This window comes from Marichromatium sp. AB32, from assembly GCF_003718675.1.
In the GTDB taxonomy this organism is placed as follows: Bacteria; Pseudomonadota; Gammaproteobacteria; order Chromatiales; family Chromatiaceae; genus Marichromatium; species Marichromatium gracile.
This window is the reverse complement of the sequence record NZ_RHFJ01000042.1, coordinates 17636-29891: the sequence shown is the minus strand read 5'-3', so window position 1 is coordinate 29891 and position 12256 is coordinate 17636. Positions and strand designations below refer to the sequence as shown.

Annotated in this window: 13 protein-coding genes; 6 read left to right on the top strand and 7 right to left on the bottom strand. The window is 67.5% G+C overall.

Going from position 1 to position 12256, the window contains the following annotated elements:
• Positions 1-21: 21 nt before the first annotated feature.
• Entirely contained in the window at positions 22-753 is a 732-nt protein-coding gene (gene rpsB / locus EBL85_RS12510; protein WP_123140432.1) for a 30S ribosomal protein S2, read from the bottom strand.
• Between the two features lie 535 nt (positions 754-1288).
• On the opposite strand from rpsB, the gene map reads away from it, so the two are divergent.
• The 6 genes from map (at position 1289) to dapE (ending at position 8635) form a co-directional block, all read left to right on the top strand.
• Positions 1289-2059, top strand: a complete 771-nt coding sequence (gene map, locus EBL85_RS12505) for a type I methionyl aminopeptidase (RefSeq protein WP_123143076.1) — start codon at positions 1289-1291, stop codon at positions 2057-2059.
• Positions 2060-2063: 4 nt separating this feature from the next.
• Positions 2064-4724: a [protein-PII] uridylyltransferase gene (gene glnD, locus EBL85_RS12500; RefSeq protein ID WP_123143075.1), complete on the top strand. Its 2661-nt coding sequence runs from the start codon at positions 2064-2066 to the stop codon at positions 4722-4724.
• Between the two features lie 348 nt (positions 4725-5072).
• Entirely contained in the window at positions 5073-6269 is a 1197-nt protein-coding gene (gene dapC / locus EBL85_RS12495) for a succinyldiaminopimelate transaminase (protein ID WP_123143074.1), read from the top strand.
• 55 nt (positions 6270-6324) lie between these two features.
• A complete protein-coding gene (gene dapD, locus EBL85_RS12490) occupies positions 6325-7146 on the top strand; it encodes a 2,3,4,5-tetrahydropyridine-2,6-dicarboxylate N-succinyltransferase (protein ID WP_123143073.1) in 822 nt (273 codons plus the stop codon).
• Positions 7143-7496, top strand: a complete 354-nt coding sequence (locus EBL85_RS12485; protein ID WP_123140421.1) for an ArsC family reductase — start codon at positions 7143-7145, stop codon at positions 7494-7496. The genes dapD and EBL85_RS12485 overlap by 4 nt, the downstream gene beginning before the upstream one ends.
• Positions 7493-8635 carry a succinyl-diaminopimelate desuccinylase gene (gene dapE, locus EBL85_RS12480; RefSeq protein WP_123143072.1) on the top strand — a complete coding sequence of 381 codons (1143 nt, stop codon included), beginning with the start codon at positions 7493-7495 and terminating at the stop codon, positions 8633-8635. The genes EBL85_RS12485 and dapE overlap by 4 nt, the downstream gene beginning before the upstream one ends.
• 30 nt (positions 8636-8665) lie before the next feature.
• Here the strand turns inward: dapE and minE are convergent, their stop codons facing one another.
• The 6 genes from minE to EBL85_RS12450 all read right to left on the bottom strand — a co-directional run bounded on the left by minE (position 8666) and on the right by EBL85_RS12450 (position 12099).
• Entirely contained in the window at positions 8666-8941 is a 276-nt protein-coding gene (gene minE, locus EBL85_RS12475) for a cell division topological specificity factor MinE (protein ID WP_005220349.1), read from the bottom strand.
• A 3-nt stretch (positions 8942-8944) separates the two neighbouring features.
• Complete coding sequence (minD, locus tag EBL85_RS12470) at positions 8945-9754, bottom strand: septum site-determining protein MinD (protein ID WP_123140423.1); 810 nt, start codon at positions 9752-9754, stop codon at positions 8945-8947.
• A gap of 51 nt (positions 9755-9805) precedes the next feature.
• A complete protein-coding gene (minC, locus tag EBL85_RS12465; RefSeq protein ID WP_123143071.1) occupies positions 9806-10537 on the bottom strand; it encodes a septum site-determining protein MinC in 732 nt (243 codons plus the stop codon).
• A 199-nt stretch (positions 10538-10736) separates the two neighbouring features.
• Complete coding sequence (locus tag EBL85_RS12460; RefSeq protein WP_123140425.1) at positions 10737-11081, bottom strand: histidine triad nucleotide-binding protein; 345 nt, start codon at positions 11079-11081, stop codon at positions 10737-10739.
• A 78-nt stretch (positions 11082-11159) separates the two neighbouring features.
• A complete protein-coding gene (recR, locus tag EBL85_RS12455) occupies positions 11160-11756 on the bottom strand; it encodes a recombination mediator RecR (protein WP_123140426.1) in 597 nt (198 codons plus the stop codon).
• 19 nt (positions 11757-11775) lie between these two features.
• Positions 11776-12099: a YbaB/EbfC family nucleoid-associated protein gene (locus tag EBL85_RS12450; protein ID WP_062275538.1), complete on the bottom strand. Its 324-nt coding sequence runs from the start codon at positions 12097-12099 to the stop codon at positions 11776-11778.
• Between the last annotated feature and the right edge of the window lie 157 nt (positions 12100-12256).

Below are 12256 nucleotides of genomic sequence, written 5' to 3'. Positions count from 1 at the left end.
ATCTAAGCGGCCGCGCGGGCCTTACTCCGCGCCAGCCTCTTCGGCTGCGACCGGCTCGACCTCGTCGCGACCGACCATCGCCGCGGCGGTATCACGCCCGTCGAGGATGGCGTCAGCGGCGCCGGTGATGTAGAGACGCACGGCACGCAGGGCGTCGTCGTTACCGGGGATGACGAAGTCGACGGTGCTCGGCTCGTTGTTGGTATCGACCACGCCGATGACCGGGATACCGAGCTTATTGGCCTCGTTGACCGCGTTCTTCTCGTGACCGACATCGATCACGAACATGGCGTCGGGCAAGCCGTCCATGTTCTTGATGCCGCCGATGCTCTGCTCGAGCTTGTCACGCTCGCGCGACAGACCCAGGGCCTCCTTCTTGTTGAAGCGCTCGATCGAGCCATCCTCGAACATCGCCTCAAGCTCCTTCAGGCGGTTGACCGACTGACGGATGGTCTTGAAGTTGGTGAGCATGCCGCCGAGCCAACGGTGGTTGACGTAGGGCATCCCGCAACGCGCTGCCTCTTCCTTGAGCACGTCGCGCGCGGCGCGCTTGGTGCCGACGAAGAGGATCTTGCCGCCGTTGGCGGCCAGCGAACCCATGAAGTTGACCGCCTCTTCATACAGCGGCAGGGTCTTCTCCAGGTTGATGATGTGGATCTTGTTGCGGTGGCCGAAGATGAAGGGGGCCATCTTGGGGTTCCAGTACCGGGTCTGGTGACCGAAGTGGACACCGGCTTCCAGCATCTGGCGCATCGTGATCTTGCTCAAGGTATTGCTTCCTGTGATATCGGGTTGGGCCTCCACGCATCCCACGCGACAACCTGCCAGGCAGGCACCCAGTCGCATGTGTCGACGCGTGTGTGAGCAGTGGTTTCGGCGGACGATCTCGGACGACGGACACAAGGCCCGTGCGCGAGAGTCAATCGCGACCGGCGCGTATCTTGGAGGTTTGACCTGAAAAACGACAGCGAAAAACCGCAGTCTTTCGCTTGGCAAGCCTGCCTCGCACCCTCACATGAACGGGCGAAGGGTCCATGCAGTTTGCGGCAACGCGCCGCATTTTATAGCATAGGCGGCTCACTACGAGCAATTACCGATACATTCGGTCCCGCGCTGCCGAGGCATCGCGGTGTTCCCGGGGACGGCGTGAACGGTCCCCGGCGCCTCGCCATTCCGGCTCGTCCGAGCCCGGGCGTCCTCCGCCGACACAAGCCCGCACCCGGCACCTGGCCGATGGCCCCCTGAAGAAACCGATTATCATTTTTACCTGGACTCCAGCGACCAGCCGATGAGTGTGCCGATCAAGACCCCAGAAGAAATCGAGAAGATGCGTGTCGCCTGCCGGCTCGCTGCCGACGTGCTCGACATGATCGAGCCGCACGTCCAGCCCGGCGTGACCACCGAAGAGCTCGACCGCATCTGTCACCAATACATCACCGAGGTGCAGCAGGCGATCCCCGCGCCGCTCGACTATCACGGCTTTCCCAAGTCGATCTGTACCTCGGTCAACCACCAGGTCTGCCACGGCATCCCCGGCAACAAGCGCCTCAAGAAGGGCGACGTGGTCAACATCGACGTCACCGTCATCAAGGACGGCTTCCACGGCGACACCAGCAAGATGTTCTTCGTCGGCGAGCCCTCGATCCTCGCCCGCCGCCTGGTCAACGTCACCCGCGAGGCGCTGTTCGTCGGCATCGACCAGGTGCGCCCCGGCGCCACCCTCGGTGACATCGGCCACGCCATCCAGCGCTTCGTCGAGGGCAAGGGCTTCTCGGTGGTGCGCGAGTACTGCGGTCACGGCATCGGGCGCGGCTTCCACGAGGACCCGCAGATCCTTCACTACGGCTCGCCCGGCACCGGCCTGGAGCTGCGCGAGGGGATGATCTTCACCATCGAGCCGATGGTCAACGCCGGCAAGCGCCACATCAAGCAGCTCCCCGATGGCTGGACCGTGGTCACCAAGGATCGCAGCCTCTCGGCACAGTGGGAGCACACCCTGCTGGTCACCAGCGACGGCAGCGAGATCCTCACCCTGAGACGCGAGGAGCGCGAGGACTGAAGCCATGAGCGACACCGCGCCCACCCCCGCCCCACCCCAGACGCCCGACCCGCAGCCGCACCGCGCTCGCATCGACAGCTACCGGGAACGACTCAGGGCCGGGCGCGAGTCGCTCTACAGCCGCTTCGACCAGGGCGCACCGGTCACCGAACTGGTGCTCGCCCACAGCGACCTCATCGACGGCGTGCTGCGCGACCTCTGGACCGAGCATCTCGGCGACACCGAGAGCGCGGCGCTGGTCGCCGTCGGCGGCTATGGCCGACGCGAGCTGCAACCGGCCTCCGACGTCGACATCATGATCCTGGTCGCGCCCGACGCCGAGTCCCGCCTCTCGACCCAGCTCGAGATCCTGCTCACCCTGCTGTGGGACATCGGGCTCGAGGTCGGGCACAGCGTGCGCAGCATCGATGACTGCGTGCGCGAGGCCGATCAGGACGTCACCGTGATGACCAACCTGATGGAGGCGCGCCTGCTCGCCGGCGGCAGCGCGCTCTATGCCCGCATGCTCGAGGTCACCAGCCCGGCCCAGCTCTGGGACAGCGCCCGCTTCTTCGCCGCCAAGACCGCCGAGCAACAGGCGCGTTGGGAGAAATACGGCGGCACCGCCTACAACCTCGAGCCCAACATCAAGGAGAATCCCGGCGGGCTGCGCGACATCCAGATGATCGCCTGGGTGGCCAAGCGCCACTTCGCCGCCAGGACACTCCACGACCTGGTCCGCCACGACTTCCTCACCGAGGCCGAGTACCACACCCTGATCGAGGGCCAGGCGCTGCTGTGGCGCATCCGCTTCTCGCTGCACCGCCTCGCCGGGCGTCGCGAGGACCGACTGCTGTTCGACCACCAGCGCGCCCTGGCCCACGCCTTCGGCTTCTGCGACGGCCCCAACAACCTCGCCGTCGAGCAGTTCATGCAGCAGTACTACCGTACCGTGCAGGAACTCAATCGTCTCAACGAGATGCTGCTGCAGCTGTTTCGCGAGGCGATCCTGCTGCGCGACGCGCTCGGCCCGCCCATCCCCATCAACCGTCGCTTCCAGTCACGCAGCGGCTATCTCGAGGTGGTCAACTCACGGGTCTTCCAGCGCTACCCGCTGGCACTGCTCGAGGTCTTCCATCTGCTCCAGACCCGTCCCGAGCTCGAAGGCATCCGCGCCAGCACCATTCGTCTGATCCGCGAGAACCATCACCGCATCGATGCCCGCTTCCGCAACGACCTGCGCGCGCGCAGCCTGTTCATGGAGATCCTGCGCGAGCCCAACGGGCTGACCCACGCGTTTCGACGGATGAACCGCTACGGCGTGCTCGCCGCCTACATCCCCGCCTTCGCCAACATCGTCGGGCGGATGCAGTACGACCTGCTCCACGTCTATACCGTCGACGAGCACACCCTCACCCTGATCCGCAACCTGCGGCGCTTCGCCATCCCCAAGCACGACGCCGAGTTCCCGCTGTGCAGCGCCATCGCCCGGCGCATCCCCAAGATCGAGCTGCTCTATCTCGCCGGGCTGTTCCACGACATCGCCAAGGGGCGCGGCGGCGATCACTCCCAGCTCGGCGCCCGCGACGCCTGGGACTTCTGCCAGCAGCACAGCCTCAGCGCCTTCGACAGCCGCCTGGTGTCCTGGCTGGTGGAGAACCACCTGGTGATGTCGATGACCGCCCAGCGCAAGGACATCAGCGACCCCGAGGTGATCCAGACCTTCGCCGAGCGCATCGGCGACCCCAACCGGCTCGACTATCTCTACCTGCTCACCGTCGCCGATGCCCGCGCCACCAACCCCGAACGCTGGAACGGCTGGAAGGACGCGCTGCTGCGCGAGCTCTATCACGGCACCCGTCGTGCCCTGCTGCGCGGACTCGACAACCCCCAGGCGCAGGACGAACTGATCCAGCAGAAACAGGTCGAGGCGCTGCGACTGGTCGCGCGCTACGGCGCCGACCCCGAGGCCTGCCGCCGGCTGTGGAGCAAGTTCAGCTTCGACTTCTTCCTCCACAACTCGCCCGACGAGATCGCCTGGCAGAGTCGCCAGATCCTCTGCTCCGCCCCCGAGACCCTGCCGCTGACGGTGATCCGCCCGGTGACCGCGCGCGGAGCCAGCGAACTCTTCATCTACACCGCCGACCGCACCAACCTGTTCGGTCGCACCACCGCCATGCTCGACCAGCTCGGACTGAGCATCATGGACGCGCGAGTCATGACCACCGACGACGGCATGGCGGTGAGCAGCTACCAGGTGCTCGACCAGGGCGGCAACCCGGTCGACGGCGCACTGCGCATGGAAGAGATCCGCACCGCGCTGACCGAGGAGCTGCGGCACGAGGAGGACAGCGAGATCCGCGTCGCGCGCACGCTGCCGCGCCGTCACCGCTGTTTCCCGGTCGACACCCGGGTGAGCTTCTCCACCGACGAGCCCAACCGCCGCACCATCATGCGCCTGAGCACCCTCGACTGCCCCGGCCTGCTCGCCGAGGTCGGCGCGGTGTTCCGCGACTGCGGGGTACGGCTGCAAAACGCCAAGATCGCCACCGTCGGCGCCGAGGTCGACGACGTCTTCTTCATCACCGACACCGACGACACCCCGATCACCTGCGAGAACGCCCTCGCCTGCCTGCGCCGCGAGGTGTGCAAGCGTCTCGAACAACACACTCGGGACGAGCGCTGACCCAGGCGGCCAGCGGGAGTTTGAACCACAAAGGCGCAAAGGACGCCAAGGGGCCGAAGGGCAAGAAGGGCAGAGCTGGCCTCGCGAGGACACCACGGACCGGCGGGGCGGCGACGCCGCTCGCGGCTGGCGGCTGGCGGCTGGCGGCTGGCGGCTGGTGGCTGACCGCTGGTGGCTAACCGCTGACCACTGGCCGCTTTCCCCTTCGGGTCCTTGGCGGCTTTGCGGTTCAATCCGCTGACGGCGGCGCCCCCATGGAGCCGCCCCCGCCCTTGGCCTATACTAGACGCTTTTTCCCAGCGCCCAACGTGTCCATGCGGCCCGTCGGCGAGCAGGCCTCTTGTCCCTATGAACCCGGATCTGGACCGTCTCCAATCCTATCCCTTCCAGCGTCTCGCGGCCCTCAAGCAGGGGCTGGAGCCGCCGGTCGACCGCGATCACATCGCACTCTCGATCGGCGAGCCCAAGCACCCCACGCCGAGCCTGGTCAGCGAGGCGCTGATCGCGCACCTGCACCGACTCTCGGGCTATCCCACCACCCGAGGGCTGCCGACGTTGCGCGAGGCGATCGCCGACTGGCTCGGCCAGCGCTTCGCCCTCGGCGCGACGGTCGACCCGGAGCATCAGGTGCTGCCGGTCAACGGCACCCGCGAGGCGCTGTTCGCCTTCGCCCAGGCCTGCGTGAAGCGCACCACACCGGCCCCGCTGGTGCTGATGCCCAACCCCTTCTACCAGATCTACGAGGGCGCGGCGCTGCTCGCCGGCGCCGAGCCGTGCTACCTGCCCTGCACCGCCGAGACCGGGTTCCTGCCCGATTTCTCGGCGGTCGATGCGGCGACCTGGGAGCGCTGTCAGCTGCTCTATCTGTGCTCACCGGGCAACCCCACGGGCGCGGTGGCCGACCGCGAGACCCTGGCCGAGCTGATCGCCCTGGCACACCGCCACGACTTCGTCATCGCCTCCGACGAGTGCTACTCCGAGCTCTATCTCGACGAACAGGCGCCACCGCCTGGGCTGCTGGAGGTCTCGGCGGCGATCGGCAACCCCGACTTCTCGCGCTGCGTGGTCTTCCACAGCCTCTCCAAGCGCTCCAACGCGCCGGGGCTGCGTTCGGGCTTCGTCGCCGGTGACGCCGAGGTGATCGAGCGCTTCTTCCTCTACCGCACCTATCACGGCTGCGCCATGCCGCTGCACCATCAGCACGCGAGCATCGCCGCCTGGCGCGACGAGACGCACGTGCGCGAGAATCGCGCGCGCTATCGCGAGAAGTTCGCCGCCGTCGCCGAGGTGCTCGACGGCGCGCTCCCGCTCAGTCTCCCCGAAGCGGGCTTCTATCTCTGGCCCGAGACCCCGATCAGCGACACCGAGCTGGCGCGCCGGCTCTATGCCGAGGAGCACGTCACCGTGCTGCCGGGCAGCTTCCTCTCGCGCACCGTCGACGGCCACAACCCGGGCGAGCGACGTATCCGTCTCGCTCTGGTGGCCCCGCTCGACGAGTGCGTCGACGCCGCCCGACGCATCCGCCGCTGTCTCGCGCGGCTGTGACCCGGCGCACCCGACCGAATCCGTTCCAACCTTCAGCAACGAGAGAACCGAACCCATGACCGAGCAACAATCCATCATCGTCGAGGCCTTCGAGCGCCGCGCCGAGATCACCCCGCGCGCGGTCGAGACCCATGTGCGCGACGCCATCCAGGACACCATCGAGCGGCTCGACCGCGGCGAGCTGCGCGTGGCCGAGAAGCGCGACGGCGACTGGGTGGTCAACGACTGGGTGAAGAAGGCGGTGCTGCTGTCCTTCCGCATCACCGACAACGAGTTCATGAAGGGTGGCTTCACCAACTACTACGACAAGGTGCCCTCGAAGTACGCCGACGCCAACTCGCGCGAATTCCGCACCGGCGGGGTGCGCGTGGTGCCGCCGGCAACCGCGCGCAAGGGCGCCTACATCGCCCCCGGCTGCGTGTTGATGCCCTCCTACGTCAACATCGGCGCCTATGTCGACTCCGGCACCATGGTCGACACCTGGGCCACGGTCGGCTCCTGCGCGCAGATCGGCAAGAACGTGCACCTCTCCGGCGGCGTCGGCATCGGCGGTGTGCTCGAGCCGGTGCAGGCCGCGCCCACCATCATCGAGGACAACTGCTTCATCGGCGCGCGCTCGGAGATCGTCGAGGGCGTGATCGTCGGCGAGGGCGCGGTGATCTCGATGGGCGTCTATATCGGCCAGAGCACCAAGATCTACAACCGCGAGACCGGCGAGATCTGCTTCGGCCGGGTGCCGCCCGGCGCCGTGGTGGTCCCCGGCAGTCTGCCCGCGAAGGACGGCAGCCACAGCCTCTACTGCGCGGTGATCATCAAGCAGGTCGACGAGAAGACCCGCGGCAAGGTCGGCATCAACGAGCTGCTGCGCGACATCTGATGACCATCGTGCTCTACGGTATCGCCAACTGCGATACCGTACGCAAGGCACGCGCCTGGCTGCAGGCGCGTGCCATCGATCATCGCTTCCACGATCTGCGCGCAGACGGCATCGACCCCGAACGGCTCGACACCTGGCTCGAGACGCTCGGCTGGGAGCAGCTCATCAACCGCCGCTCGGCGACCTGGCGCCAGCTCCCGCCCGAGCAGCGCGCCGATCTCGACACGACGCGCGCCCGCGCGCTGGTGCTCGCCCACCCCACCCTGATCCGCCGCCCGCTGCTCGAGCACGGCGCGACCATCCGGGTCGGTTTCAGCGCCACGGACTACGAGACCTGGTTCCAGCAATGACCCTCTCCCCCACCCTACAGCTCGCCCACGAGCTGATCGCCCGCCCCTCCGTCACCCCCGACGACCAGGGCTGTCAGCAGCTGCTCGCCGAGCGTCTGACCGCGCTCGGCTTCCGGATCGAGACGATGCCCTGCGACGGCGTCACCAACCTCTGGGCCCGTCGCGGCGACCAGGGGCCGCTGTTCTGCTTCGCCGGGCACACCGACGTGGTGCCGCCGGGGCCGCTCGAGCAGTGGGACTCGCCCCCCTTCGAGCCGAGCATCCGCGACGGCCTGCTCTACGGGCGTGGCGCGGCGGACATGAAGGGCTCGATCGCCGCCTTCGTCTGCGCATTGGAGGCGTTCATCGCGCGTCATCCCGATCACCACGGCTCGATCGCGTTGCTGATCACCAGTGACGAGGAGGGGCCTGCGACCGCAGGCACGGTGGAGGTGATGCGCCGGCTCAGGGCGCGCGGCGAGCGCATCGACTATGCGCTGGTCGGCGAGCCTTCGAGCAGCGCACGGCTCGGCGACACCATCAAGAACGGTCGACGGGGGAGTATCAGCGGCTTTCTCAAGGTGCGTGGCAAGCAGGGACACGTCGCCTATCCGGCACTGGCGCGCAACCCCTTCCACGAGAGCGCCCGGGCGTTGGCCGATCTCGTCGCCGAGGTGTGGGACCAGGGCAACGCGCACTTCCCGCCGACCAGCCTGCAGATCGCCAACCTGAACATGGGCACCGGGGCAGAGAACGTGGTGCCGGGCGAGCTCTGCGCACAGTTCAACCTGCGCTTCTCCACCGAACTCGACGCCGCCACCATCCAACGCCGGGTGGGCGCCATCCTCGACGCCGGCGGCTTCGACTACACGCTCGACTGGCGACTCTCGGGCGAACCCTTCCTCACCCCCAGCGGCGCCCTGGTCGAGGCCGCGCGCGCGGCGATCGCCGAGCACTGCGGCATCGCCACCGAGCTATCGACCGCCGGCGGCACCTCAGACGGGCGCTTCATCGCCCCGAGCGGCGCCCAGGTGGTCGAGCTCGGCCCGCGCAACGCCACCATCCACCAGGTCAACGAATGCGTCGGGGTCGACGAACTCGACCTGCTCAGCGACGTCTACGCCGGCATCCTCGAGCGCCTGCTCGGGGACGCGGACTGAGGCTTCGGCAGGCAACAGCGGCGGGCGCGTTCAGGGCGCCAGCCGCTGCTGCGCCGCCTCCGGCAACACGATGTTGAGCTCCAGCACCTCGTGGGCGTCTTCCTGCTCGTAGTTCACCGAGACCGCGTTCATGTCGACATCGACGTACTTGCGGATGACGTCGATGATCTCCTGCTGCAGCTTGGGCAGATAGGAGGGACGGTCGCGTGCGGCTCGATCGTGCGCCACCAGGATCTGCAGCCGTTCCTTGGCAACGTTGGCGGAGCCCTTCGGCTGCGAGGAGCGGAAGTAGTCGAGTAGGCCCATGGGTCACCCTTTGAATAGACGGCTCAGGAAGCCCTTCTTCTCCGCTTCGGTGAAGCGGTGCGGGATATCCTCCCCAAGATAGCGCGATACCGTGTCAGCGTACGCCTGGCCGGCATCACTGTCATGGTCGAGGATCACCGGGATACCGGCATTGGAGGCGCTCAGCACCGCCTTGGACTCGGGGATCACCCCGATCAGGCTCAGCGACAGGATCTCCTGCACGTCCTCGACACTGAGCATGTCGCCGTTGTCGACCCGACGCGGATCGTAGCGGGTGAGCAGCAGGTGCTCGCGGATCGGCTCATCGCCGTTCTCGGCGCGGCGCGACTTGCTCGACAGGATGCCGAGCATGCGATCGGAGTCACGCACCGAGGAGACCTCGGGATTGGTGACCACGATGGCGTCATCGGCATAGTACATCGCCATGGTCGCGCCATGCTCGATCCCGGCGGGCGAGTCGCAGACGACGAAGTCGAAGCTGTCGGAGAGCTCCTCGAGCACCCGGCCCACCGCATCCTTGGCCAGCGCATCCTTGTCGCGGGTCTGCGAGGCCGGGAGGATATAGAGATGGTCGCTGCGCTTGTCGCGGATCAGCGCCTGGTTGAGGGTTGCTTCCTCCTTGATGACATTGACGAAGTCGTAGACGACACGTCGCTCGCAACCCATGATCAGGTCGAGGTTGCGCAGTCCCACGTCGAAGTCGACCACCGCCGTGCGCTTACCCTTCAGGGCCAGCCCCATGGCCAGCGCAGCAGCAGTGGTCGTCTTGCCGACCCCGCCCTTACCCGAGGTGATTACGATGATTCTCGCCAAAGTTGCAGCCTCCTAATGGGGAGTGTTCCGTTTGTCGGTCCCCGGATCGATTCACAGTTTCTCGATGCGCAGGATCTTCTGATCGAGAAAAATCTGCACCGGGACCCCCTGCAGCTCGGCGGGGATGTTCTCGCTCACCCGGTAGTGGCCGGCGATGGCGACCAGCTCGGCCTGCAGGTCCTGGCAGAAGATTCGCGCCTCCAGGTCACCGTTGACACCCGCCATCGCGCGACCGCGCAGCGGGCCGTAGACATGGATGTTGCCGTCGGCCATCAACTCGGCCCCGGAGCTGACCGCCCCGACCACCGAGAGGTCGCCGCCGGCGGCATAGTGACGCTGTCCGGAGCGCACCGGACGGGCCACCAGCATCGAGGCGTGGACCGCCTCATCGGCGGCGGCACGCTCGGTGTTCTCGGCGTTGGCGGGACTCGGACGCGCGGCACGAGAATAGGTCTCGCCCAGCACCGCCAGCTCCATGGTCTCGGCGCTGGCGTGCTGCGCCTTGCTGCCGCCGCGCACACCGAAGGGGATCATCCCGTAGCCACGCAGCAGCCCCACCAACAACGGGAACTCGACCTCGCCGCCGGCAAAGTCGCCGAGATCGATCACGATCGGGGTGTTGCGGAAGAAATCGGGGGCCTGACCGACCTTGGCGCTGAGTTGATTGGCCACGGCCTCCATGTCGTCACCGAGCAGTCTGAAGATCGGCAGGGTGAACCCCGCCGCCTTGAGCTCGAAGGCCGCTGCGGCCTCACCTTCGAGCGATTGTGGATTCGCTGCCATAGTGTGATCTCGAGCGTCTCGCGCCCCCAGGTCTCCATGCTGTAGTCCCGCCGGCCGCTGCAGCGCGGACGACCACCCTGTCGAGCGGCAATGCTACCCGTTCGACGCGCGCCGGCATAGAGTGAGAGGGACGAACCGTCGCCACGCGCCCGCCAGTCGGCGGTGTGACGCGACGCCACCTCCCGTCAGCCCATCGCCCTCAGCCGGGCGGCCATTGCAGCGCGCGACCACCGAGCACATGCAGGTGCAGATGGAACACCGTCTGCCCGGCACCGGCGTTGCAGTTGATCACGGTGCGATAGCCACCCTTGGCGATCCCGGCCTGCTCGGCCACCTTGGCGGCGACCAGCAACAACTTGCCGAGCAGCTCGGCATCCTCCGCACCGGCCTCGCTGAGGGTCCGGATCGGTTTGCGCGGGATCACCAGCAGATGGGTGGGCGCCTGCGGGTTGAGGTCACGGAAGGCGACAACGTCCTCGTCCTCGTAGACGAGGTCGGCCTCGATTTCACCACGGGCGATCTTGCCGAAGATGGTATCGGTCATCCTGATGTTCGCTCCCAAGATCGAGATATCGCCCCGCTCGGGGCGGATGACCGGCGCGGCACTGGCCCGCCGGTCCCTTCAGAAGGCGCGGCGCCCGGCAAGGGCGAGCGCCAGGGTGCCACCGTCGAGCGCGTCCAGATCGCCGCCCAGGGGCACGCCCTGGGCGATCCGGGTGACCGCAACACCCTGCGCCGCGGCCAGCTCGGCGACGAACTGGGCCGTCGCTCCGCCCTCGACCGTGGGGCTGATGGCGAGTACCAGCTCGCGCACCCCGCCCTCGGCCAGCAGCGCCTCGAGCCGGTCGAGCCCGAGCTCGGCCGGACCGATGCCGTCGAGCGGCGAGAGCCGCCCGCCGAGGACGAAATAGCGCCCGCCGAAGTCGGTGGCCTGTTCGATGGCGACGACCTCGGAGGGCTGCTCGACCACGCACAGCAATCCGGCATCGCGACGGGGATCGGCGCAGATCGCACAGCGCTCGCGCTCGGTCAGGGTGCGGCAGCGATCACAGTGGCCGATGCGGGTCATCGCCTCGGCCATCACCCGCGCCAGCCGCGCCCCGCCCTCACGATCACGCTCGAGCAGGTGGAAGGCGATGCGCTGCGCCGACTTCGGCCCGACCCCGGGCAGACAGCGCAACGCATCGATCAGCTGATCGAGCAGGGCCCGCTCGCTCATGCGCGCTCGACCAACGGGCTCAGAAGGGGAACTTCATGCCCGGGGGCAGCGGCATGCCGGCGGTCACCGACGACATGGTCTCCTTCATCTTCTCGGCGACGCGCTGGGTGGCGTCGTTGATCGCCGCGGAGATCAGGTCCTCGAGCATCTCCTTGTCGTCGCCGAGCAGCGAGGGATCGATCTCGACGCGCTTGGCCTGGTACTTGCCGTTCATGGTCACCTTGACCATACCGCCACCGGCCTCGCCGGTCACCTCTTCCTCGGCCAGACGCGCCTGCGCCTGCTGCATCTCTTCCTGCATCTTCTGCGCCTGCTTGAGCAGGCCACCGAGTCCAGCTTTCATCTTGGATCTACCTCGTTGACGGATGATTGGGGACATCGCGCCCCCGGCAAGGGACAGCGCATGACGGAGCGCTGGCCCGGGGCGGTGTGCGCGTCGCGACCGGACGCAAGGATACATGGCTCGAGCGGACGCGGGGAGGCATGACAGCGGCCAGCGC

Bases quoted from the DNA above. Each gene is read 5' to 3' on its own strand.
- EBL85_RS12460 (WP_123140425.1), bottom strand. From the start codon at position 11,081: ATGACCGATACCATCTTCGGCAAGATCGCCCGTGGTGAAATCGAGGCC.
- dapE (WP_123143072.1), top strand. From the start codon at position 7,493: ATGACCCTCTCCCCCACCCTACAGCTCGCCCACGAGCTGATCGCCCGC.
- minE (WP_005220349.1), bottom strand. From the start codon at position 8,941: ATGGGCCTACTCGACTACTTCCGCTCCTCGCAGCCGAAGGGCTCCGCC.
- dapC (WP_123143074.1), top strand. From the start codon at position 5,073: ATGAACCCGGATCTGGACCGTCTCCAATCCTATCCCTTCCAGCGTCTC.
- dapD (WP_123143073.1), top strand. From the start codon at position 6,325: ATGACCGAGCAACAATCCATCATCGTCGAGGCCTTCGAGCGCCGCGCC.
- EBL85_RS12450 (WP_062275538.1), bottom strand. From the start codon at position 12,099: ATGAAAGCTGGACTCGGTGGCCTGCTCAAGCAGGCGCAGAAGATGCAG.
- recR (WP_123140426.1), bottom strand. From the start codon at position 11,756: ATGAGCGAGCGGGCCCTGCTCGATCAGCTGATCGATGCGTTGCGCTGT.
- minC (WP_123143071.1), bottom strand. From the start codon at position 10,537: ATGGCAGCGAATCCACAATCGCTCGAAGGTGAGGCCGCAGCGGCCTTC.
- rpsB (WP_123140432.1), bottom strand. From the start codon at position 753: ATGCGCCAGATGCTGGAAGCCGGTGTCCACTTCGGTCACCAGACCCGG.
- glnD (WP_123143075.1), top strand. From the start codon at position 2,064: ATGAGCGACACCGCGCCCACCCCCGCCCCACCCCAGACGCCCGACCCG.
- map (WP_123143076.1), top strand. From the start codon at position 1,289: ATGAGTGTGCCGATCAAGACCCCAGAAGAAATCGAGAAGATGCGTGTC.